This is a genomic window from Streptomyces sp. R44 (assembly GCF_041053105.1).
Classification (GTDB): Bacteria; Actinomycetota; Actinomycetes; order Streptomycetales; family Streptomycetaceae; genus Streptomyces.
Map to the genome: position 1 here is coordinate 6,641,840 of NZ_CP163444.1, position 21,669 is coordinate 6,663,508.

At 73.0% G+C, this 21,669-nt stretch carries 18 protein-coding genes; 11 read left to right on the forward strand and 7 right to left on the reverse strand.

Annotated features, from left to right (window positions below; all coding sequences use genetic code 11):
• Window positions 1–60 precede the first annotated feature (60 nt).
• Entirely contained in the window at window positions 61–1,047 is a 987-nt protein-coding gene (locus AB5J54_RS31060) for a GNAT family N-acetyltransferase (protein ID WP_369147216.1), read from the reverse strand.
• Between the two features lie 136 nt (window positions 1,048–1,183).
• Between AB5J54_RS31060 and AB5J54_RS31065 the strand changes: the two genes are divergently transcribed.
• The 3 genes from AB5J54_RS31065 to AB5J54_RS31075 all read left to right on the forward strand — a co-directional run bounded on the left by AB5J54_RS31065 (window position 1,184) and on the right by AB5J54_RS31075 (window position 3,567).
• Complete coding sequence (locus tag AB5J54_RS31065; protein ID WP_369147217.1) at window positions 1,184–1,732, forward strand: FHA domain-containing protein; 549 nt, start codon at window positions 1,184–1,186, stop codon at window positions 1,730–1,732.
• A 130-nt stretch (window positions 1,733–1,862) separates the two neighbouring features.
• A complete protein-coding gene (locus AB5J54_RS31070; protein ID WP_369147218.1) occupies window positions 1,863–2,996 on the forward strand; it encodes a cytochrome P450 in 1,134 nt (377 codons plus the stop codon).
• Between the two features lie 79 nt (window positions 2,997–3,075).
• Window positions 3,076–3,567 carry a hypothetical protein gene (locus AB5J54_RS31075; RefSeq protein WP_369147219.1) on the forward strand — a complete coding sequence of 164 codons (492 nt, stop codon included), beginning with the start codon at window positions 3,076–3,078 and terminating at the stop codon, window positions 3,565–3,567.
• Here the strand turns inward: AB5J54_RS31075 and AB5J54_RS31080 are convergent.
• Together AB5J54_RS31080 and treY are read right to left on the reverse strand one after the other, a co-directional pair.
• On the reverse strand, window positions 3,545–4,108 hold the full coding sequence (locus AB5J54_RS31080; RefSeq protein WP_369147220.1) for a hypothetical protein: 564 nt from the start codon (window positions 4,106–4,108) through the stop codon (window positions 3,545–3,547). The two genes, AB5J54_RS31075 and AB5J54_RS31080, sit on opposite strands and share 23 nt — an antisense overlap.
• 44 nt (window positions 4,109–4,152) lie before the next feature.
• On the reverse strand, window positions 4,153–6,480 hold the full coding sequence (gene treY, locus AB5J54_RS31085) for a malto-oligosyltrehalose synthase (protein WP_369147221.1): 2,328 nt from the start codon (window positions 6,478–6,480) through the stop codon (window positions 4,153–4,155).
• A gap of 90 nt (window positions 6,481–6,570) precedes the next feature.
• Here treY and AB5J54_RS31090 point away from each other — a divergent pair, with 90 nt between their 5' ends.
• Window positions 6,571–7,791: an MFS transporter gene (locus AB5J54_RS31090; protein WP_369149507.1), complete on the forward strand. Its 1,221-nt coding sequence runs from the start codon at window positions 6,571–6,573 to the stop codon at window positions 7,789–7,791.
• On the opposite strand, the gene glgX is transcribed toward AB5J54_RS31090, so the two are convergent.
• Window positions 7,760–9,880 carry a glycogen debranching protein GlgX gene (gene glgX / locus AB5J54_RS31095; RefSeq protein WP_369147222.1) on the reverse strand — a complete coding sequence of 707 codons (2,121 nt, stop codon included), beginning with the start codon at window positions 9,878–9,880 and terminating at the stop codon, window positions 7,760–7,762. The two genes, AB5J54_RS31090 and glgX, sit on opposite strands and share 32 nt — an antisense overlap.
• Before the next feature lie 139 nt (window positions 9,881–10,019).
• Here glgX and AB5J54_RS31100 point away from each other — a divergent pair, with 139 nt between their 5' ends.
• The 4 genes from AB5J54_RS31100 (at window position 10,020) to AB5J54_RS31115 (ending at window position 14,513) form a co-directional block, all read left to right on the forward strand.
• On the forward strand, window positions 10,020–10,871 hold the full coding sequence (locus AB5J54_RS31100; RefSeq protein ID WP_369147223.1) for a Tat pathway signal sequence domain protein: 852 nt from the start codon (window positions 10,020–10,022) through the stop codon (window positions 10,869–10,871).
• Window positions 10,872–10,928: 57 nt separating this feature from the next.
• Window positions 10,929–12,257, forward strand: a complete 1,329-nt coding sequence (locus AB5J54_RS31105; protein ID WP_369147224.1) for a copper amine oxidase — start codon at window positions 10,929–10,931, stop codon at window positions 12,255–12,257.
• A gap of 121 nt (window positions 12,258–12,378) precedes the next feature.
• On the forward strand, window positions 12,379–13,701 hold the full coding sequence (locus tag AB5J54_RS31110; protein ID WP_369147225.1) for an SAV2148 family HEPN domain-containing protein: 1,323 nt from the start codon (window positions 12,379–12,381) through the stop codon (window positions 13,699–13,701).
• 86 nt (window positions 13,702–13,787) lie between these two features.
• A complete protein-coding gene (locus AB5J54_RS31115) occupies window positions 13,788–14,513 on the forward strand; it encodes a 3'-5' exonuclease (protein WP_351187927.1) in 726 nt (241 codons plus the stop codon).
• Window positions 14,514–14,529: 16 nt separating this feature from the next.
• On the opposite strand, the gene AB5J54_RS31120 is transcribed toward AB5J54_RS31115, so the two are convergent.
• The 3 genes from AB5J54_RS31120 to AB5J54_RS31130 all read right to left on the reverse strand — a co-directional run bounded on the left by AB5J54_RS31120 (window position 14,530) and on the right by AB5J54_RS31130 (window position 18,404).
• Window positions 14,530–16,374, reverse strand: coding sequence for a CocE/NonD family hydrolase C-terminal non-catalytic domain-containing protein (locus AB5J54_RS31120; RefSeq protein WP_369147226.1), 1,845 nt, complete (start codon window positions 16,372–16,374; stop codon window positions 14,530–14,532).
• 296 nt (window positions 16,375–16,670) lie between these two features.
• Window positions 16,671–17,501: an alpha/beta fold hydrolase gene (locus AB5J54_RS31125; protein ID WP_369147227.1), complete on the reverse strand. Its 831-nt coding sequence runs from the start codon at window positions 17,499–17,501 to the stop codon at window positions 16,671–16,673.
• 45 nt (window positions 17,502–17,546) lie between these two features.
• Window positions 17,547–18,404: a phosphotransferase enzyme family protein gene (locus tag AB5J54_RS31130; protein WP_369147228.1), complete on the reverse strand. Its 858-nt coding sequence runs from the start codon at window positions 18,402–18,404 to the stop codon at window positions 17,547–17,549.
• Between the two features lie 186 nt (window positions 18,405–18,590).
• On the opposite strand from AB5J54_RS31130, the gene AB5J54_RS31135 reads away from it, so the two are divergent.
• From AB5J54_RS31135 to AB5J54_RS31145, 3 genes are read left to right on the forward strand one after another with little or no spacing between them, the layout of a single operon-like run.
• A complete protein-coding gene (locus AB5J54_RS31135) occupies window positions 18,591–19,535 on the forward strand; it encodes a carbohydrate ABC transporter permease (protein WP_369147229.1) in 945 nt (314 codons plus the stop codon).
• Window positions 19,532–20,374, forward strand: coding sequence for a carbohydrate ABC transporter permease (locus tag AB5J54_RS31140; RefSeq protein ID WP_369147230.1), 843 nt, complete (start codon window positions 19,532–19,534; stop codon window positions 20,372–20,374). Before AB5J54_RS31135 ends, AB5J54_RS31140 begins: the two co-directional genes overlap by 4 nt.
• Window positions 20,371–21,663 carry an ABC transporter substrate-binding protein gene (locus AB5J54_RS31145; protein WP_369147231.1) on the forward strand — a complete coding sequence of 431 codons (1,293 nt, stop codon included), beginning with the start codon at window positions 20,371–20,373 and terminating at the stop codon, window positions 21,661–21,663. The genes AB5J54_RS31140 and AB5J54_RS31145 overlap by 4 nt, the downstream gene beginning before the upstream one ends.
• The last annotated feature ends 6 nt before the right edge of the window (window positions 21,664–21,669 follow it).

Genomic DNA, 21,669 nt, shown 5'->3' on the forward strand with positions numbered 1-21,669 from the left:
GGGAATCCCCTCGTCGACGGTCCAGTCACTCCACCACGGCTACCGCGACCATCCTGGCAGTCAGGACCCCGACGCGCCCGGCGCGTCCCACACGTAGTTGACCGCGTGCTCGAACGCCACGTAGCCCGCACGGGCGAAGGACGCCGCCATCGGCACGTTCCCCAGGTCCGTCGCCGCCCGGATCCGGGGCACGTCGGTGGCGGCCAGGATCCGCGTCCCCTCCGCCAGGATGTCGTCGATGTACCCGTGCCCGCGGTGGGCGGGCAGCACACCGATGTACGCGATGGTGTGGTGGTAGTTGTTCCGCGCGGGAACGACGAAGCCCACCGGCTCGCCGGTCTCCGGCAGCTGGGCGATCCGCCACCACTCGCGCGGCGAGGAGTACTTCCCGAGCTCCTCGTCGTAGTGCAGCTCGGCCGCCTCCCGCGCCGACAGGCCGGAGGCCAGATCGGCCTGGCCGTGCGCGTCGAGCGTGCCCTCCATGACCGGCGTCATCAGTGCGAGGAGGTCCTCGCGGTCCCGCACCGGACGGAACTCCAGACGGCCCTTCGGCTCCGGCACGGGGGTGCCGGGCCGCCACTCCAGGCGCAGCCGCTCGACCAGCGGGCGGGCGCCCGTGCGCTCCAGGACGGAGAAGAGGGACTCCAGGACGGACCGGGTCTCCGGGACCTCCCGCCAGTCCGCCGGGATGAACCGCCCGAACTCGGGGCGCTGCGTGCCCGTGGGGACCACCGCGGCCGTCGCGGTCGTCAGGAGCCGCAGGCCGACCTCGTCGCGCTCCTCGGCGGACAGCTCCGGGTCCAGGTCGAAGAAGTCGAGCGCCTGGGGCGCGGCGCCGGCCGTGCCGGTCCACCAGGCGAGCCGGCCGACGAGCCGGTCGCCGTCGAGGGCCACCCACATCCACTGCGGGAGGCGACGGCCGGTCGCGAGGTCGTCGGCGAGCTCGTGGTCGAGCGAGTAGGTGAGCCGGAGGAAGAGGTCGAGCTCCTCGGGGCCGGTGAGCGGGCGGACATGGAGGCCGGGGACGGCCGAGGAAGACGTGGTCACGTCTGGTTTCCCCCTGGTGATCTCTGGTGTGAGGACGGCAGACCGTAACAGGCGTCCCGCCGTGACCGGTACGGAGTTTCCCCAGGCCCGGGGCCCTTCTGGACACGTCGGGGCCGACGGACCGACAATCTCGGATGTGACGACCCCTTTCGAGCTTCCGGCGAACTCCCCTCGGCTGACCGACGCCGAGCGGGACCGCGCGCTGGTGCTGCTCCGTGAGGGCGCCGCCCAGGGCCGCCTCTCGCACGACACGTTCCTCTTCCGCATGGAGCGGGCGCTCCAGGCCCGCCGGCCCGACGAACTCGCCCTGCTCACCGCCGACCTGCGGACCGAGGGCACGTGGACCCGTCGGGTGGTCGGCGCGGTCGAGCGGATGTCCGCGTTCACCGCGCGGATCGGGCGCGCCTGGAGCGCGGAGCGGCTGCCGAAGCTGCTCCTGCCGCACCCGGGCCCGCACCCGCTGCGGATCGGGCGCGACCCGGTCAACGGGCTGCGGCTCAGTCATGAGACGGCCTCCCGGCTGCACGCCGAACTCTCGCTCCAGGGCGGGCTCTGGGTGCTCCGCGACCTCGGCTCGACCAACGGCACCACCGTCAACGGGCGGCGGGTCACCGGCGCCGTGGTGGTGCGGGCCGGGGACGTGGTCGGCTTCGGCCAGATGTCGTTCCGGCTGTCGGTCGACTGATCGGGGGACCCCGGGACTTCACCCGTTCGGCGGTACGCGGCGGGCGTCGCGGCCCGCAGGGTGATGGGCTGGGCAGACGCGGGCCACGATCTCCGGCCGCGGCACCCACCGCCGATCGACAGGGGGCGAGATGAGCGACGCGCCGAACCGCGAGCCGGACCGGGGCATAGCGAGCGAGCGGCCGGAGGATCCGGACGACCCGTGGAGCCGCCTGCCGTCGATGGTTCCCGCGGCACCGACGACCGAGGCGCCGACGGCGACCGGGACCGAGGCCCCCACCCGTACGCCTCTCCCCGGCCATGTGCGCACCCTCGCCGACGCGGCCGCCGCCGGGCCCGTTCCGCCCGGTGGGCGGACCGTCGCGCCCAGTCCCCTCGACCCCGGCGCCTCGTGGGACCCGCACGGGATCCACCGGACCCTGCGCGAGGAGTTCCCGCTCACGTACGACCCGCTGCTGCGGGCCTGGGTCCTCAGCCGGTACGCGGACGTGGCCGCCGCCCTCACCGACACCCGCTTCACGCACGGCCACCGGCCCGGCGACCCGCCCTGCGCGCGGGCCCATGTCGACGTCGACGTGGAGGCCCTGCGCGCGGTCACCGAACGCACCGCCTACGTCCTGGCCCGCCGGATCGCCGAACGGTCCCGGGCCGACCTGGTCGCCGACTTCTGCCACTGGCTGCCGGCCGGCACCGTCGCCGCGGCCGTCGGCGTGCCCTACCGCGACATGATGCGGCTCGTCCGCGGCCGCGCGGCCGGCGCGCTGGCGGGGGAGTGCGGCGGCCAGATCGCCGTACGGGAGAAGGCGCTGGCCTCCTTCCTCGGCAACGTCCTGGCGGACCCCGACCAGGTCGCCGCCCTCCGCGACGCGCCCGCCGGTCTCGTCGCCCGCGCCTGGGCCGAGTCGCTGCGCCGGGACCCGCCCGTGCAGATCGCCGTGCGCCGCACGAGCGCCGAGGTGCCGGTGAGCGGCGGCATCGTCCCGGCGGGCGCGTCCGTGGCGCTGCTCGTCGGCTCGGCGGGCCGCGACCCGGAGCGTTTCCGCGAGCCGGACCGCTTCGATCCGTTCCGGGACGACCCGGGCCAGCTCACGTACGGTTCGGGGTTCTGCCCGGCGGTGCTGCTCGCCGGATTCGAGGCGGAGTACGCCCTGCGGGCCCTGTTCACGGCCATGCCCCGGCTGCGTCTCGCCGACGGCTTCCGCCCCGCGCCCACGGGGCTCATCACGCGGGCCCCCCGGAGTCTCATCGTCCGGCCGGGCGGCTGAGGGGTCTCCGACCGCTGTTAGGGTGACGTGCGCTCGTCAAAAGGGCGTTCGTTTTACCACTTTCAACGGGGATTCAAACATGAAGATGCGTCATGTCCGTGCGATCGCTGTCTTCGGCATCGCGGTCGTCGCCCTCACCGGCGCCCGCGGCTCGCACGGCGGCAGCTGCGGCGGTGGCAGCAGCCACGGCAGCTCCAGCAGCAGCAACCACAGCGACAACGACAGCAGCTCCAGCAGCAGCACCAGCGGTTCCGTGGCCGGCGGCTCCGGCAGCTCGAACAAGGCCATTCGCGATGTGACCATCGACGAGTGCAAGTACGACCCGGCGACCAAGAACCTGGCGGCCCGGGTCACCGTGAAGAACGACAACGCGCTCGACTACGACTACAGCTTCACGATGAAGTTCAACGGCGCGACGGGCGCCGGTGTCCTGCCGGTCACCGCCACGACGAACGCCGTCGCGGTCGCGGCCGGCGCCTCCAAGAGCGTCGACGTGTCCGCCCCGTACTCCGGAACCGGTGACGGCTCCGAGTACACCGAGTGCGTGGTCACGCGGGCGTCCCGCTCCTGACCTCGGACGGCGTCGCGGCCGGGTCCGTACGGCCCGGCCGCAGCACCGAGGCGAGCAGCAGAAGGCCGGGGAGGATCCCGGCGACGGCCCGGATCGCGGTGACCGGGGCGTCGAGGGCCGCCAGGGCCAGGCCCGCCGCACCGCAGACCGCGATCGACGCTCCCAGCACATGGAGCGCGGGCCTGCGCCAGGCGACCGCCAGGCCGGAGAAGTGCACGCCGACGACGAAGGCGATCCAGCCCACGGATGCCTGCGGGGTGTGCAGCACACGGGCGATCACGACGAGTCCGGCCGCGAGCCCGGCGACCTCGGCCGCCACCACGTACCAGTAGCGCCGGCCGAACCGGGTGCCGGAGGGCGCCCCGGACTGCGGGGCCGCCGCCCGGCCGCGCCGCCCGAGGACGGCCACCCAGAGGAACGCGGCGAGGGACAGCAGGCGCAGCGGCACGGCCACCGCCGTCGGCAGGGTGGCTGCGTTGGCCTGGATGAACACGAGCCCGAACGCCGCGCCGATGATCCGTCCGGTCTGATCTTTCGTCATGATCATCAGCTTGTCATGGCCGTGGCATCAATCCCTCCCCAGGTTCACTCCACCCGGGTCAGCAGCGCAACCGGCCGCTCCGCGAACAGCTCCGCCAGCTTGACCTCCGTCGCCGCTCCACCCGTGAACTCCCGTACACCGTCCAGCGCGTCGGCCCAGCGCCCCTCGGGCAGCACCAGCTCCGTGTCCTGCCAGCCGCCCGCCTGCGCGAGCCGCAGGGAGAGCCGCGTCACGGCCGTGATCGCCCGGCCGGAGCGCGCGAAAGCCAGGCAGTGCGCCGCGGCAGGGCCCTCCGCCGTCAGCGGGACGTATGTGCCGCCCGGCCCGAAGGCCTCCGGGTGCGCCCGCCGCAGCCCCAGCGCCGCCCGCACCAGAGCCGTCCGCTCGTCCTCCGGACCGACCGCGAACGGCGCCCGGTTGTCCGGGTCGACGAGCGCCCGGTACTCCCGCTCCGTGTTCTGGTAGAGCTCCGGCACCCCCGGCATCGTCAGCTGGGCGAGCGCGGCGCCCAGCGCGTGCGCCCGGATGTGCGGCTCCAGGGCGAAGGCCGCCTCCGAGGCCGCCCGGAGCGGGATCCGGCCGGGCCCGGCCGCCGCGAACTCGGCCACCGCCCGCTCGTACTCCGCGTCCGGCTCGGTCCAGCTGGTCCGCAGCCCCGCCTCCCGCACGGATTTGAGGATCGCCGGACCGAGACGGTCCGGGTCCGGGGTGCCGAAGCCGAAGGCCGTCTGCCAGGCCGTCCACGCCACATGGGCATCGGGCGCGGGCACCCCGGCGACCTCCGCGAGGAGCTCCGCCCACACCTCCGGGCACTGCGAGAGCACCGCGATCCCGGCCCGGACGTCCGCGCTGCGCTTGGTGTCGTGCGTGGAGAGCACGGTGCCGGTGCCGGGCCAGTCCCGGGCGATCCGCAGGCAGTACGCGTGGAACTCCTCCACCGGCACCGCCGGTCGGCCCGCGTCGCCGCCGACCTCGTTCGCCGACAGCAGCGGCGTGTACCGGTAGAAGGCGGTGTCCTCCACGGACTTGGCCCGCAGGGCGGAGGAGGTCTGCGCGAACCGCGCCCGGAACGCCCGGTGTCCGGGGCCGTCGCCGAGTTCGCCGAGCGCCAGCGCCCGCACGGTGTCCACGGCCGAAGCCTCCTCCGGCACCGCGAACGCGGCCTTCGCTCCGCGCGCCGCCTCCGGGGTCAGCACCTCCTCGCCGCCGGTCCGGTAGGTCCGGTAGACGGGGACCCGGACGAGGAGCTCGCGGATCGCGGTGCGCAGCGCCCAGGGGGCGTGGTCCCGGAGCGCGGGATCGGCGGCGCAGATCCGCCCGGCGATCCGGGTCAGCGCAGCCGTCTCGGACGCCAGGTCATGGGTGACCACCTCGTACGCGGCGCGGCGCTCGGTCGCCTCCCAGCGGCCGCCCCGGTCCCCGGCCTTGCCGACGAACTCCCGGTAGACATCCGCGAGTTCGTCGGCGCCCAGCGGGTCGGTGAAGACGCCGTCGAGCCGCCGCAGCGCGTCGTACCCGGTGGTGCCCGCGACCGGCCAGTCGGCGGGCAGCGTCTCCGCGCCCGTGAGGATCTTCTCGACGACCGTCCAGCAACGCCCGCCGGTCGCCGCCGCCAGATCCTCCAAGTAGCCCTGCGGGTCGGCGAGTCCGTCCGGGTGGTCGATGCGCAGCCCCTCGATCACTCCGTCCGCGACCAGCTCCACGATCTTCGCGTGGCTCGCCGCGAACACCTCGGGGTCCTCCGCCCGCACCCCGATGAGCTCCGAGACGGTGAAGAAGCGGCGGTAGCCCAGCTCGGTGCGGGCCAGCCGCCACCAGCCGAGCCGGTACCACTGGGCGTCGAGGAGCTCGTCGAGCGGCAGTCCCTCGGTGCCCGGACGGAGCGGGAACTCCTGCCCGTCCAGGTGCAGGGACCCGCCCGAGACCCGGAACCGGTCCCGTACGTCCGGGAGCCGCGCCGGCAGCACCGGGAGCAGCATCCGGCCGTCCCCGGCCCGCCAGTCGATGTCGAACCAGCGGGCGTACGGCGAGTCCGGGCCGTCGCGGAGCACGGCGCGCAGCGCGTGGTTGTGGCGCGGGGAGGCCGCCATGTGGTTGGGCACCAGGTCCACGACGAGCCCGAGGCCGTGCGCCCGCGCGGTCGCCGCCAGGGCCCGCAGCCCCTCCTCGCCGCCCAGTTCGGACCGTACGGACCGGTGGTCGGTGACGTCGTAGCCGTGGGTCGAGCCGGGCACCGCCTCCAGGACCGGGGAGAGGTGCAGGTGCGAGACCCCGAGGCCGGCCAGGTAGGGCACGGCGCGCTCGGCGGCCGCGAACGGGAACTCCGGCTGGAGCTGCAGCCGGTAGGTCGAGGTGGGTGGATTGGGCGTCATGCGAACGTACGTACCCCGCCGGAGGGCTTCTGTGTCATCGCCCCATGCACCCGTTCGAGTGCATCGCGTTACGTTCGCGTGATGCTCCGGATGTATCGCGACACGCTGTCCCTGCTCGGACCGGCCCTGCCGGTCGTCTCGTTCCTCGGCCGGCTGCCCACCGCCATGTGCCAGCTCGGCAGCCTGCTCCTGGTCGCGGAGACGAGCGGCTCGCTCGCCACCGCCGGGCTCACCGGCGGCGCGCTCGCCGCAGGACAGACCGTCGCGGGGCCCGTGATCGGCCGCCTCGCCGACCGGCACGGCCAGCGGGGGGTCGTCCTCGCGGCCTCCCTGGCCAACGCGGTCGCCGTCGCCGCCCTGGTCCTCGCCGCCCTCGCCGACGCCGCGACCGGCCCGCTCATGGTGCTCGGGGCGCTCGCCGGGGCCACCGTCCCGCAGGTCGGGCCGCTCGCCAGGACCCGCTCCGTGGCCCTCGCCCGCCGCTCCGGCGCGGACGACCGGCTCGTCGGCGCGGTCCTCTCCTTCGAGGGCACCCTCGACGAGGTCTCCTTCGTCCTCGGCCCGGCCCTCGTCGGCCTGGCCGCCGCCGTCGCCCACCCGGCGGCCGCGCTCCTCCTGGCGGCCCTGCTGCTCGCCGTCTGCGGGACGGCCTTCGCGCTCCACCCGACGGCCGCCGCCCCGGCGCCCGTCACGACCACCCGTAAGGGTGCCGCCGAACGGACGCGGCTGCCGGGATCCGCGTACGCCCTGCGCGGCACGATGGTCCTCCAGGGCGCCATGTTCGGCGCCTCGCAGGCCGGGATCACCGCCCTCACCGAGGAGCTCGGCGCCCCCGCCCAGGCCGGGCTCGTCTACGCCGCCATGGGCGTCATGAGCGCCGCCGTCGGCCTCTCCATGGCCGCCGTGCCCGCCCGGATCGGGCTCACGACCCGCTGGCGCGCCGCGACCGCCGGGCTGGTCGTCCTCTCCGTACCGCTGTTGTTCGTCGGCTCCCTCGGCGCGCTGTACGCGGTCGTCGTCGTCCTCGGCGCCGCCTACGCCCCGCACCTGATCACCGTCTTCGGGCTCACCGAGCGGATCGTGCCGGCCGCCCGGCTCGCCGAGTCGATGGCCTTCCTCACCAGCGGGATCGTGGGCGGCCAGGCCCTCGCCCTGGCCGTGTCCGGCCGGCTCGCCGAAGGCCACGGCGCCCCCGCCGCCTTCGCGGTGGCGGTGGGGGCGGCCGTGGCCTGCGCGGTGCTCTCCTGGTCGGTACGGGTCAAGAGCCCCGTGCGCGAGTTCAGGCCGGCCGGCGCAGAACGGTCAGGCTGAGCGGCGCGAGCGTCACCCGCTCGCCGCCCGCGAGCTCCGGGCCCTCCTGCGGCGGCATGCCCTCCGGATCCGAGGTGTCCACGACCATCCGCCAGCAGCGCCCGTGGCTGTCCGGGACCGCGAACTCCAGCTCCTTCGACGAGGCGTTGAACATCAGCAGGAAGGAGTCGTCGGCGATCCGCTCGCCCTGTGTGCCCGGCTCCGAGATGGCGTTGCCGTTCAGGAAGACCGTCAGCGCCTTCGCGTGCGCGGCCTGCCAGTCGCGGGCGGTCATCTCCTCGCCCTCGGGCGTGAACCAGGCGATGTCCGTCAGCTCGTCGTGGGTCCCCTCCACCGGCCGGCCGTGGAAGAAGCGGCGGCGCCGGAAGACCGGATGCTCCCGGCGCAGCCGGACCATCGCGCGCGTGAAGCGCAGCAGCGTCGCCTCCGCTTCGCTGTTCTCCTTCGGCCACCGCACCCAGGACACCTCGTTGTCCTGGCAGTACGCGTTGTTGTTGCCGCCCTGCGTCCGCCCGAACTCGTCGCCGTGGCTGAGCATCGGCACGCCCTGCGAGAGCATCAGCGTGGCGAGGAAGTTGCGCATCTGGCGGGCGCGCAGCTCCGCGATGCCGACGTCCTCGGTCTCGCCCTCGACCCCGCAGTTCCAGGAGCGGTTGTAGCTCTCGCCGTCCCGGTTGCCCTCGCCGTTCGCCTCGTTGTGCTTGTCGTTGTACGAGACGAGGTCCCGCAGGGTGAATCCGTCGTGGCAGGTCACGAAGTTGACCGAGGCGAGCGGCCGCCGGCCGTCGTCCTGGTACAGATCGGAGGAGCCGGTCAGGCGGGAGGCGAACTCGGCGAGCGTGCGCGGCTCGCCCCGCCACAGGTCCCGCACGCAGTCCCGGTACTTGCCGTTCCACTCGGTCCACAGCGGCGGGAAGTTGCCCACCTGGTAGCCGCCCTCGCCGACGTCCCACGGCTCGGCGATCAGCTTCACCTGGCTCACCACCGGGTCCTGCTGCACCAGGTCGAAGAACGAGGACAGCCGGTCCACCTCGTGGAACTGGCGGGCCAGGGTGGCCGCCAGGTCGAAGCGGAAACCGTCCACGTGCATCTCGGTCACCCAGTACCGCAGGCTGTCCATGATGAGCTGGAGCACGTGCGGGGAGCGCATGAGCAGCGAGTTCCCCGTGCCGGTGGTGTCCGTGTAGTACCGGGGATCGTTCGAGAGCCGGTAGTACGAGGGGTTGTCCAGGCCCCGGAAGGAGAGCGTAGGGCCCAGGTGGTTGCCCTCGGCGGTGTGGTTGTAGACCACGTCGAGGATGACCTCGATGCCCGCCTGGTGCAGCGCCCGGACCGCCGACTTGAACTCCAGGACCTGCTGGCCCCGGTCGCCCCAGGACGCGTAGGCGTTGTGCGGGGCGAAGAAGCCGATCGTGTTGTAGCCCCAGTAGTTGGCGAGCCCCGCGTCCACCAGGCGGTGGTCGTTCACGAACTGGTGAACGGGCATCAGTTCGAGGGCGGTGACGCCCAGTTCCTTCAGATGCCCGATGACCGACGGATGCGCGAGACCCGCGTACGTCCCGCGCAGCTCCTCCGGAAGGTCCGGGTGCAGCATCGTCAGGCCCTTCACATGGGCCTCGTAGATCACCGTGTGGTGGTACTCGGTGCGCGGACGCCGGTCGTCGCCCCAGTCGAAGTAGGGGTTCACGACCACCGAGGTCATCGTGTGCGGGCCCGAGTCGAGGTCGTTGCGCGCGTCCGGCCGCCCGAACGGGTAGCCGTACACCGCCTCGCCCCACTTCACCTGCCCCGACACCGCGCGCGCGTACGGGTCGAGCAGCAGCTTCGCCGCATTGCAGCGCAGCCCGCGCTCCGGCGCGTACGGGCCGTGCACCCGGAACCCGTACCGCTGACCGGGCATCACGCCCGGCAGATAGGCGTGCCGTACGAACGCGTCGGTCTCGCGCAGCTCCACCGCCGTCTCCGAGCCGTCGTCGTGCAGCAGACACAGCTCGATCCTGTGGGCGGCCTCCGAGAAGACCGCGAAGTTGGTTCCCGCTCCGTCATAGGTGGCGCCCAGGGGGTACGCCTGTCCCGGCCAGACCTGCATGGATATAGATTCTTCCTCTTCTGTCCGGGTTTTGTGGGTGTTCTTCGGCCAGATCCTGCCCGAAAGAAGGGCAACCACCTAGGACTTCGCCCCGTCCTACCGGGTGACCGCAGACCAAGAGGGGGAAAGAGGGGGAAGTGTGTACGAAATAGTGCGCCGCCACCTGGGGAAGGTGGTGGCCGGAGCGGCCATGGCGGTGACGGGCACCGCCGTCGCCGTCGCGATCAGCCTGCCGGGCCAGGCGGGAGCGAGCGGGGCCGCCGGAACCGGAGGCGCCACCGGCGTCGCCGGAGCGGCCGGTGCGCGGACGGGGGGCGGCACGGGCGGCGCCTCGCAGCAGGGGGAGACGGGCGCACAGACCACCGGCAGCGCCCCGCCGCCCGCCACCGTCGTCCCGGCCGCGGCCGAGGGGAAGAAGGGCGTCGGGAGCGACCCGCTCACCGAGGACGAGCTCGCACGGGCCGAGGCGCTGGCGCTGACCCCGCCCGCCGCCACCGCCCAGCAGGACGTCGAAGGCGGCCGCGGCCCGCAGCGCCTCGGCACCCGGCTCGCCGAGCCCGTCCCGGGCGACCCGTCCCGGCGCGCCGAGGTCCGCCTCTACGACTACGCGCGCGACGAGCTCCTCACGAAGACCGTCAACCTCGACACCGGCAAGGTCGAGAAGTCCGGCGCGCAGCGCGGGGTCCAGCCCTCCGCCCACCCCGACGAGCTGCGCGAGGCCCTGGAGCTGATCCTCGCGAGCCCGCTCGGCAAGGGCGTCAAGGAGGACTACAAGGACGCCACCGGCAAGGAGCTCACGTCCACCGGGCAGCTGTGGTTCAACGGCGACGTCTACCGCACCTACCGCGAGGCCGACGTGCCCGCGCAGCTCACCCGTTGCGGGGAGCACCGGTGCGTCCGGCTCGTCACCAAGGTCCTCAACGGGGCCTGGATCGACACCCGGAACCTGATCGTCGACCTCTCCGCGAGGACCGTCACCCGGGTCGGCTGACCACCGCCCCGGCCACTCCGCAGCCTCCTCACGACACGTACGAGGGAGTACGTCCCCATGTCCCACCGGAGCAACCCGCGCGCCCGCAAGCGGGGCGCCGTCCTGACCGCCGCCGTGCTGCTCGGCACCGCCACGGCCGCCGCCGGCCCGGTGGCCGGCGCCACCGCGGCCACCGCCCCGCCCGCCCGCCCGAACCAGGCGCCCGCCGCCTCACCCGACTGCTCGGCCGCGTACCGCATCACGCAGAAGCTCGACGGCGGCACCACCTGGCGGATGTGCTGGCGCTACGACACCGACGCCGGGCTCACGCTCGACCGGATCACCTACCAGCCGCCCGGCGCCGCCGCGCCCATCAAGGTCCTCAACAGCGCCCGGCTCGCCCAGATCCACGTGCCGTACGACGACGGCGGCGCCGAGTACGACGACCTCACCGGCGCCGGCTTCGGCTGGGGCCTGCAGAACCTCAAGCCGGCCGAGTGCCCCGGCGGCACCCTCACCACCGTCAAGGTGCCCGAGATCGGCGACGTCAAGGGCCTGTGCACCACCACGCGGGCGCGTGGGCACGCGTACCGCATGGCCAGCGACAACGGCTCCAAGGTCTGGGCGGCCCAGGCCAAGGACCTGCTCGTCTACACCGTCAACAAGGTCGGCTGGTACGAGTACATCACCGAGTGGCGCTTCACCGCCGACGGCACCATCGGCGCCAACGTCGGCGCCACCGGCAGCCTCTCGCCCGTCGACTACAACGCCACCGACGGCCGCGGCTGGCCCCTCGGCAAGGGCGCCCGCGGCTACGCCACCAGCCATGCCCACAACGTCTTCTGGAAGCTCGACTTCGGTCTCGACGGCTCCACCAAGGACCGGATCGAGCAGTTCGACTCCACCGTCACCGCGCCCGCCGCCGGCGGCGGCGGACCCACCGTGAAGACGAAGAGGACCGTCGTCACCAAGGAACTCGCCGGCGACGCGAAGAACATGCGCTGGTGGCGGGTCGTCAGCGGCACCGGCAAGAACGCCGACGGCCACGCGCGCTCGTACGAGATCGTGCCCGGCCACACCGACACGCACGCGGGCCGCGGATTCACCAAGCACGACGTGTACTTCACCCAGTCCCGCGCCTGCGAGAAGTTCGCGAGCAACAACATCGGCAACTGCGCCGCGGGCGCCGGTGACAGCGTGGACAGGTGGGTCAACGGCGAGACGCTGACTCAGCCGTCCGTGTGGGTCAACATCGGGTTCCACCACATCGCCCGGGACGAGGACCAGCAGCCGATGCCGGTCCACTGGCAGGGCTTCCAGCTCGCGCCCAGGGACGTAACCGCTATGAATCCGCTCACTCCGGCCGATCTCGCCTCCCAGAACGGGCAGCCGGATCTGGGGAGTTGAGGAAGCAGCCTGACGATCCTGCTGCACCGCCTCCCGCTCGGGGAGTACCCTTCCTTGATCGTTGTCACATGGTCATCCTGTCCGCCGGAACGGGTGTCCGGGAGCAGAAGGCGGTGCGCGGGTGAGCTCGGGAGGTCTGGAGCTGCCCCCAGGTGACGCGGGTCACGAGGGGGGCCCGGCCGACCCCGCAGAGGCGCCGCCCGGAGCGGTCGCGCCACCGGGCGCGGCCGTACCCCCGGGCGTGGTCCTGCCGCCGGGCACGGTCGTGCCGCCCGGCACGGTCACCGTCGGCAGGCCCGTGGAGATCGGGGCGGAGCTCGACTGGGGCGCCGAGGCCTGGAGCGAGGTCCGCACCAGGGCCCAGCGCGCCGGCCGGGCGTACATCTGGCTGAACCTCGTCGAGCAGCGGCTGCGGGCCGTCGTCGCCGCCGTCCTGCGGCCCGTGTACGAACCCGTGCACGGCGAGGAGTGGGTGGTGGCCGCGGCCGGGCCCGCCGGCCAGGAATGGGTCCAGCGGGCCGTCGCCGTCCGCGAGGTCTCCCGGCGCAAGGGCTACCTCCTGGACCCGGCCGACGACAACGTCCTGAGCTTCCTCACGCTGCCCCAGCTGCGCGAGCTGATGGTGCAGCACTGGCCCTGCTTCGAGCCCTACTTCGACGACCGGCGCGAGGTCGAACTCGCCCTGGACGAGCTGGAGGTCACGCGCAACGTGGTCTCCCGCAACCGGGCGCTCTCGCTGACCGTCCTCGCCCAGTCCGAGCGGGCCTCCGCCCGCATCCTGGAGATCCTCGGCGGCGGGGCCGGGGTCCCGTCCGCCGACCGGCTGCCCGTCGACGCCGTCGAGGACCTCGTCGGCGACCGGTACGCGGACGTCGTCTCCGTCCACCCCGACCGGGTCCGGCTGCAGCGGCAGCTGCCCGCCGAGGACCTCTTCGGCGGGGCCCGCCGCCTCGACGCCACCGGCATAGGCCTCAATCTGCTCGTGCAGAACTTCTCCGGCCGCCGCATGGTCCGGCTCGCCGAGTCCGGCTGCCGGACCCGGCTCCTCTTCCTCAACCCGGCGAGCAGCGCCGTCAAGCGCCGCGAGCGGGAACTCGGCCTGAAGAAGGGCGAGCTGAGCCGCTCGGTCGAGATGAACATCCTGCACATGCGCCGGGTCCGCTCGAAGCTGCGCGACCCGGGCGCCTTCCAGATCCACGTCTTCGACGAGACCCCGCGCTTCACCGCCTACCTCGTCGACGGCGACGGACCGGACGGGGTCGGTGTCGTCCAGTCGTACCTGCGCCGGGCCCGCGGCATGGAGGCCCCGGTCCTCGTCCTGCGCGGCGGCGGACGGAACGTCGTCCGGCACGGGCAGCCGGCCCGTGACGGAGATCACGGACTTTTCGAGACATACCGGGAGGAGTTCGAGTCGGTCTGGCTCGACTCCCGGCCCGTCTCCTGACCTTCGGCCGGGGGAGCCGGAGGCGTTGTCAGTGGTGCGTGCGAGGGTGGTCAGCACCACGGGGGAGATCACGTAAGGAGGACCCGATGGCTTGGCACGGCGACACGCTGGTCGGCTTCGACCTGGAGACGACCGGCACGGAACCGCTGGAGGCCCGTATCGTCACGGCCTCGATCGTCGAGGTCGACGGCGGCGGACAGGTCAGGCAGCGGCGGGACTGGCTCGCCGACCCGGGCATCCGCATCCCGGAGCAGGCCTCCGCGATCCACGGCATCAGCACCGAACGCGCGGCGGCCGAGGGCCGGCCCGCCCGCGAGGTCGCCGACGAGATCGCGCGGACCCTCGCCGCGTACTGGGAGGACGGCGTCCCCGTCGTCGCGTACAACGCCTCCTTCGACCTCACGCTCCTCGCCGCCGAGCTGCGCCGCCACGGCCTCCCCTCCCTGGAGGAGCGGCTCGGGGGGACGGCCATCGGGCCGGTCGTCGACCCGTACACCATCGACCGGGCCGTCGACCGCTACCGGCGCGGCAAGCGGACCCTGGAAGCGGTCTGCGGGGAGTACGGCGTGGTGCTCGAAGCCGCCCACCAGGCCGCCGCCGACGCGCTCGCCGCCGTCCGGGTCGCCGTCGCGATAGCCGAGCGGCACCCCCAGGTCGCCGCCCTGGACCCGGCCGAGCTGCACGAGCGGCAGATCGGCTGGTACCGGACCTGGGCCGAGAACTTCCAGGACTTCCTGCGCCGCAAGGGCGACGCGGAGGCGGTCGTCGACTCCACGTGGCCCCTGCGCGAGACGGTCGCGGCGGCGGTCTGACCCCCGCCAGGGCGAATCAGCCGAGCGGCAGCCTCAGGCGGGCGGCCGTGCCGTCGACGGAGGTGACGGTGGTCGTGCCGCTGTCGATGTCGGCGTCGGTGAGGGCGTCGGAGTAGAGCGCGTCCTTGCTGTTGACCACCAGCATGAGGCGGTGGCCCGCGGCCACGTCGTAGCCCGCGGCCTGGAGCTTCCAGGTGACGTTGCGGTTCTCACCGGGGGTCAGGTCGTCCAGGGTGAGGGGCTCGTGGGTGATGATGCGCGCCGTGTTGTCGGGGCTGACGTCGAAGAGATAGGCCACGATCGTCGCCGAGGCGGCGCTGCTGCGGACGCTGAGCGTGAGCTCGGGGACGCCCCGGATGCGGCGGGCGGCACCGTTCGCCGTGGCGTCGAGGGGGGCCGTGGTCCAGACCGCGAGGTGCTGCCGGTCGAACTTGTCGGTGGCGTACGTCTTCGGGTTGCCCTTCCATTCGGCCTGGCCGGTGGCGATGATCGCGTCGACCGCGGTGGCATCCGTGAGCTCGCCCGCGGTGAACTCCCGCTTCCAGCCGGTCTCCGCCTCCCCGGCGAGGCCGCCGTCACGGCTGTCGGAGCCGACGGAGGTCAGGTACCAGTCCTCGGTGGAGGTGGTCACCTCGGACCAGGAGGCCCTGCGCTCGCGGACGGCCGGCTCGGTGATGACGTTCTGGCCGGTCTCCGGGTCGGTCTCGGTCTTGTACGTGAACATGATCTGGTTGTTGACCGCGGGCCACTCGGGCACGCCGTTCGAGGCGCCGAGCACATGGTGGTCGAGCCAGGCGAAGGCCTCCTCCACGGGCAGGTTCGGCCCGCTCCACGGGATGGAGAGACCGGCGCCCTCGGGGGCGGCGTGGTCGCCGATCCACAGGTTCAGGTGCTTGGGCACGGTCAGCCGCTCGAAGTGCTCGACGACCTGGTTGACGGGGAACAGCGTCTCGTGCCAGGTGTTGGAGAAGAACGTCGGGATGTTCCGGGCGTTGGTGTCGCGGACGTATTCGGCGGGTGCGCGCTCCGTGCCCCAGGCGACCACGTCGTCGAGGTTCCGTCCGGCCTTGAAGTCCGCGAGGAGCTCGCGGGTGGCGGCGTCGAACTTCCGCTCCTCGGGGCCGCCGGTGAAGTTCACCAGGGCTTCCACGGCCGCCAGGTGGCGGGTGCCGTTGTCGTAGAGGCTCGTGGCGAGGTTGCCCCAGGTGCTGAAGGCGACGACGGCGTCGACGCGGGCGGCCGGGTCGTGCGCCGCGACGAGCTGGCTGATGCCGGAGCCGTACGACTCGCCGAGGAAGGCGATCCTGCTCGGGGCGAGGTGGAGCTGCGCGTAGTCGATGACCGTGGAGCCGTCGGCCCAGTCGAGCTGCCCGGCGACGTCGATCGTGCCGCCGGACGTGAAGAACGCGTCGCGGTAGCCGCCGCCGAGCAGCGGGTACGTCAGGCCGATGCCGCGCGGGGTGTACGCGAGGACGTGGTAGCCGCGCTGCGCCAGCTGCAGGTACAGGTACGCGAAGATGGTCCAGCCGAGCGGCGTCCAGCCCGCCGGCACGATCACCACCGGACGGGGTTCGTCGCCGTTGAGCTTGATCGTGAAAGCCGACAGCTCCACACCGTCCGAGTCGATCCTCGGAAAACCGAAGGTCGCCTTGGCCCGCACCTGCTCCGTCAGTTGCCGGAGCTCCGGGGTCAGCAGAGCACTGGTGGCCTCGCCCTTCAGCGTGGCGACCAGCGCCAGGGCCAGGTTGACGGCGTCCGGGTCGAGCTCGGTGGCGGAGGCGTAGATGCCGTGGTCGGCGAGCCGGGCCACCTGGGCGGGGGTTACCGCGCTGATCTCGTTGTCGTCCTGAGGGTTGCTCACGAAGCCGTCCTCTTCACTGTGGCCGACCAGTCGGCCGGCGCCGGGTACCGGGACGTCTTCGCCCCGCCTGCCTGAAGGCACGCGGGGCGAAGACGACGGCATCGTTCCAGCTCAGAAGGCACGTCGGCGTGGAAACCGGACACGGCTCCCGCTCCCCGTCTCGGGAACGGACTCACTCTCCAGGCGGGTTTGAACTCGCCCCCCGCCGACCCCGCCCACGGAAACGGTCACCTTTCGCCCACCGTCCGACGGAAGCGGTCACCCGGGATCAGCGACGATCGACCGGAACCGGCCCTTCAGCCGTTCTCCTTGAGGAAGGAGAGCAGCAGCTCGTTGACCTTCTCCGGCTGGTCGAGCTGCAGCCAGTGGCCCGCGTCCTCGACCCGCTCGTAGCGCCAGGAGCCGGCGACGTACTCGCCCGTCCCCGACATCGAGCGCTCGGTGAGGAAACGGTCGCCCGTCGACCACAGGCCCATCACCGGGACCGACTCCGGCAGCGGCACCGCCGGCACGTCCGCGCCGAACTGGACCTCCGGCGGCAGACCCGCGCGGTAGATGTCCAGCGCCGCCGTCAGCGCGCCGGGCGCGCGCAGCGTCTCGATCGCGGCCTCGGCGTCCGGGTGCTCGCCCAGCATCTCCCGCAGGTTGGCGTAGTCGTCCCGCGCGAGCCAGTCCTCGGCGACCCCGGCCAGCTGGAACAGCAGCATGTACCAGGAGCGCTGCTTCTGCTCCCAGCCGGCGGCCCGGATGGACCCCAGGTGACCCACGGACAGGATGCTCAGGCTCCGCACCCGGTCAGGGAAGAACTGGGTCACGGCCTGCGCGATGCCCGAACCCCAGTCGTGACCCACCAGATGGACCTGGTCGAGGTCGAGGTGCGCCAGGAGCTCGACCATGTCGCCGACGTGCTTGCCCGGGTGGTGCGCCGCCGGACCGCCCTCGGGCCGGTCGGAGGCACCGAAGCCGCGCAGGGTCGGCGCGACGGTCCGGAAACCGGCCGCGTTCAGCGCCGGGACCTGGTGCCGCCACAGGTGGTGGCTGTCGGGGAAGCCGTGCACGAGCAGCACGGCCGGTCCCTCCCCGCTCACCTCGACGTCGAGGGTCACCTCGGACAGTTCGACACGCATCTCAACACCCCGTTCGTCACCGGCCGGTTCGAAGGCAACATGATGTCAGAAGGGGTACCAGCGCACCTCGGGGTCACCGTCCCGCAGTGAGGCCACCCGCCGCTCGAACTCGGCCAGGGCCTTCGGGTTCGTCGGCGCGTGCTGCGCCACCCACGCGCAGCTCGCGGTCTCCCGCGCCCCGCGCAGCACCGCGCACCCCTCCCACTCGCGGACGTCCCAGCCGTACGCCTCGGTGAACGCCTCGTACGCCGCCGGGTCCAGGCCGTAGCGGTCCCGGGAGAGCGTGAGGACCACGAGATCGTGCTCGCGCAGATCCGAGGAGAAGGTCTCCAGGTCCACCAGGACCGGCCCGTCCGGGCCGACGTGGACGTTCCGGGGGAGGGCGTCCCCGTGGATCGGGCCCGGCGTCAGACGCGGGGTGAGCGCGGCCGCCGCCGGCGCGAAGGAATCGCGCCGCTCCCGCAGGAACGCCGCGTCCGCCGGGTCGATCGTGGCCCCCGCGAGCCGCAGCCACCGCTCCACCCCGCCGAGCAGCTCACGGCGCGGGAGCGTGAACCCGGTCGGTTCGGGCAGCGCGTGCACCGCCCGCAGCAAGGGCGCGAGATCACGGGGCTCCGTGGGACGCACCGCCTCCGGCAGCCGGTGCCAGACGGTCACCGGATGCCCGTCCACCAGGCGCGGCTTCTCCTCGGCGGCCCGGACCGCGGGGACCCCGGCGGCTTCCAGCCACGAGGCCAGCGCCAGCTCCCGCTCGGCCCGCTCGAACAGCTCCGCGTCCCGGCCGACCTTCACCACCAGATCGCCCAGGGCGAAGACCGCGTTCTCGCCCAGGGCGAGCAGCCGCGCACCCGCGACCGGCAGCCCCGCTCCGCCCAGGATCTCCCGTGCCCGCGCCTCGTCCATCGACCTCTCCCTCACGCGTGTGTTTGCGCCAAAGTCTCCCATCCGCGCAGCTCACCGCGCCCGTCGCCTTGACGGGCCGACACACCGTCAGCACCATGGCGGGATTCCGGACAGCGGCAGCAGCAGGTGGACGGGGGGTCGGATCGTGAGCTCAGTGACCGCGACGAAGCGGCCGGGGGTCCCTCGATGAGCTCGGTGACCACGGCCTCGCGGCCCGGCCGAGCGGGCACACCCCGCGCCGCCCCCGGGACACGCCCGCGCGGCCCCGACCTCGGCGCCTGGTTCCTGGTGCTCCCGGCGCTCCTGCCGATCCTCGTCCTCAGCGTCGGCCCCCTCCTCTACGGCATCGCGCTCGCCTTCACCGACGCCCAGTCCGGCCGCACCCAGGCCACCCGCTGGGTCGGCACCCTCAACTTCCAGGACCTGCTGCACGACACCCTCTTCTGGGAGTCCTTCCGCATCGGCGTGGTCTGGGCCGTCGGCGTCACCGTCCCGCAGTTCCTGCTCGCCCTCGGCCTGGCCCTGCTGCTCGACCAGAAGCTCCGCTTCCGCCGGCTGGCACGCGCCCTCGCCATCGTGCCCTGGGCGATGCCGGAGGTCGTCGTCGGCATCATGTGGCGGCTCGTCTACAACCCCGACGCCGGCATCCTCAACGAGACCCTGCGGAACCTGGGCCTCGGCGAGGGACACGACTGGCTCTCCGGGCTCGCCACCGCCCTGCCCGCCGTCATCGTCGTCGGCGTCTGGGCCGGCATGCCGCAGACCACCGTCGCCCTGCTCGCCGGACTCCAGAACACCCCGCGCGAACTCCACGAGGCGGCCGCCCTCGACGGCGCCGGCGCCTGGCGCCGCTTCCGCGCCGTCACCTGGCCCGCGCTCCGGCCGGTGGCCCTCGCCATCACCGCCCTCAACCTCATCTGGAACTTCAACTCCTTCGCCCTGGTCTACGTCCTGACCAACGGCGGACCGGGCGGCCGGACCCGGCTCCCCATGCTCTTCGCCTACGAAGAGGCCTTCCGCTACGGGCAGTTCGGCTACGCCGCCGCGATGGGCTGCGTGATGGTCGCCGCCGTCTCGGTGCTCATCGCCCTCTCCCTCGTACGCCGTCTGAAAGGGGACCAGGACCGGTGAGCGCCCTCCGGACGAGCGGGCCCGCGCGGGCAGGCCAGTACCTGGCTCTCCTCGCCTATCTCGTCTTCCTCGCCTTCCCCTTCCTCTGGCTGCTCTCCACCGCCTTCAAGCCCGCCCCCGAGCTGGCCTCGCTGCATCCCACCTGGATCCCGGAGAACCCCACCCTCGACAACTTCCGGCAGGCCTTCGACGAGCAGCCACTGCTCAGGGCCGCCGCGAACAGCCTGCTCGCCGCCGTGTCCGCCGCCGTCATCGCGGTGGCCGTCGCGACCCCGCTCGCCTATGTGACGGTCCGCCACCGCGGCCGGCTCGCCGGGGCCGCCACCGGCTGGGTGGTGATCAGCCAGGCGTTCCCCTTCGTCCTCGTGATCATCCCGCTCTTCCTCGTCCTCAAGAACCTGCACCTGATCAACAGCGTCGCCGGGCTCGTCCTGGTGTACGTGGTGTGGTCGCTGCCCTTCGCCCTCTGGATGCTCATGGGGTACGCCAGGGCCGTCCCGGCCGAACTGGAAGAGGCCGCGGCCGTCGACGGCGCCGGCCGGATCCGTACCCTCGTCTCGGTCACCGCCCCGCTGCTCGCCCCGGGCATCGTCGCCACCGCGCTCTTCGCCTTCGTCACCGCCTGGAACGAGTTCTTCTTCGCGCTCGTCCTCCTCAAGACCCCCGAGAAGCAGACCCTCCCGGTCGTCCTCACCCACTTCCTCGGTGCCGAGGGCGTCGCCGACCTCGGCCCGCTCGCCGCCGCGGCCTTCCTCGCCACCCTGCCGTCCCTCCTCGTCTTCGGCCTCCTCCAGAGACGGATCACGGGCGGGACGCTCACCGGGGCGGTGAAGTCATGAGACGGATCCTCGCCCTCGCCGCCGCGCTCGCCCTGCTCCTCAGCGGCTGCACCGCCGGGGGAGACGGACCCGACGACGGCGTCGTACGGCTCCGCTTCCAGTCCCTCGCCTGGCAGAAGGAGTCCGTCGACGCCAACCGGCAGCTGGTGAAGGAGTGGAACGCCGCCCACCCCGACATCCAGGTGGAGTACGTCCAGGGCAGCTGGGACTCCGTCCACGACCAGCTCCTCACCTCCTTCGAGGGCGGCGAGGCGCCCGACATCATCCACGACGCCTCCGACGACCTGTCCGACTTCGCCTACGGCGGCCGGCTCGCCGACCTCCGCCCGCTGCTCTCCGAGCGGCTGCGCGCCGACATCCCCGCCCGCAGCTGGGAGACCACCACCTTCGGCGAGGGCGTCTACGGCGTGCCGTTCCTCCAGGAACCCCGCGTCCTCATCGCCAACCGGAAGATCCTGGAGTCCTCCGGCGTCCGCGTCCCCACCCCGGAGAAGCCCTGGAGCTGGAGCGAGTTCCGGCAGATCACCCAGGACCTCACCCGGACCATGGGAAGCGGCCGGTACGCGGTCGCCTGGCCCCTCAAGGAGCCCGTCTCCGTCAGTCTCAACCTCGGGGTCTCGGCCGGGGGCCGGCTCTTCCACCGGGATCCGGACGGCCGGGTGACCGTCGACTTCACCGCGTCCGACGGCATCGTCCCCGGCACCGTCCACGACCAGGTCGTCAGTGACCGGACCGCCCCGCGCACCACGCTCGGCAGCGGCGGCTCCGACACCCTGCCCGGCTTCTTCGCCGGCAAGTACGCCATGGTCCCGCTGGGTTTCGCCTACCGGCAGCAGATCGCGCAGCAGGCGCCCGAGGGCTTCGCATGGACGGTGCTGCCCGCGCCCGCCGGCGGCGAAGGGCTCGCCCAGGGCGTCTCCCCGCAGACCCTGTCGATCGCCGAGGACAGCCCCCACAAGAAGGAGGCGGCCCGCTTCCTCGACTTCTTCCTGCGTCCGGCGAACATGGTGCGGCTCGCGCGGGGCGACTGGATGCTGCCCACCGGCACCGCCGCGCTCGCCGACCCCTCCCTGCACACCGCGCGGGACGGCTGGGCGACCGGGGCGGCGGTGGCCGAATATCTACGGCCCGCGCCCGCGCAGTCGGTGCGCGGCTACCCGGAGTGGAAGGACAAAGTGGCCACCCCGGCCTTCCAGGAGTACTACAGCGGCGCCATCGACGGCGCCGAACTGCGCAGGCGCCTGGTCGAGGACGGCAACCGGGTCCTCGCCCGCTATCAGCGCAGATGACGGATT

Excerpts from the sequence above, each read along its gene's own strand:
- AB5J54_RS31125 (WP_369147227.1), bottom strand. The coding sequence starts at position 17,501 with ATGCGTGTCGAACTGTCCGAGGTGACCCTCGACGTCGAGGTGAGCGGG.
- glgX (WP_369147222.1), bottom strand. The coding sequence starts at position 9,880 with ATGCAGGTCTGGCCGGGACAGGCGTACCCCCTGGGCGCCACCTATGAC.
- AB5J54_RS31075 (WP_369147219.1), top strand. The coding sequence starts at position 3,076 with ATGAAGATGCGTCATGTCCGTGCGATCGCTGTCTTCGGCATCGCGGTC.
- treY (WP_369147221.1), bottom strand. The coding sequence starts at position 6,480 with ATGACGCCCAATCCACCCACCTCGACCTACCGGCTGCAGCTCCAGCCG.
- AB5J54_RS31105 (WP_369147224.1), top strand. The coding sequence starts at position 10,929 with ATGTCCCACCGGAGCAACCCGCGCGCCCGCAAGCGGGGCGCCGTCCTG.
- AB5J54_RS31145 (WP_369147231.1), top strand. The coding sequence starts at position 20,371 with ATGAGACGGATCCTCGCCCTCGCCGCCGCGCTCGCCCTGCTCCTCAGC.
- AB5J54_RS31090 (WP_369149507.1), top strand. The coding sequence starts at position 6,571 with ATGTATCGCGACACGCTGTCCCTGCTCGGACCGGCCCTGCCGGTCGTC.
- AB5J54_RS31070 (WP_369147218.1), top strand. The coding sequence starts at position 1,863 with ATGAGCGACGCGCCGAACCGCGAGCCGGACCGGGGCATAGCGAGCGAG.
- AB5J54_RS31080 (WP_369147220.1), bottom strand. The coding sequence starts at position 4,108 with ATGACGAAAGATCAGACCGGACGGATCATCGGCGCGGCGTTCGGGCTC.
- AB5J54_RS31135 (WP_369147229.1), top strand. The coding sequence starts at position 18,591 with ATGAGCTCGGTGACCACGGCCTCGCGGCCCGGCCGAGCGGGCACACCC.
- AB5J54_RS31130 (WP_369147228.1), bottom strand. The coding sequence starts at position 18,404 with ATGGACGAGGCGCGGGCACGGGAGATCCTGGGCGGAGCGGGGCTGCCG.
- AB5J54_RS31115 (WP_351187927.1), top strand. The coding sequence starts at position 13,788 with ATGGCTTGGCACGGCGACACGCTGGTCGGCTTCGACCTGGAGACGACC.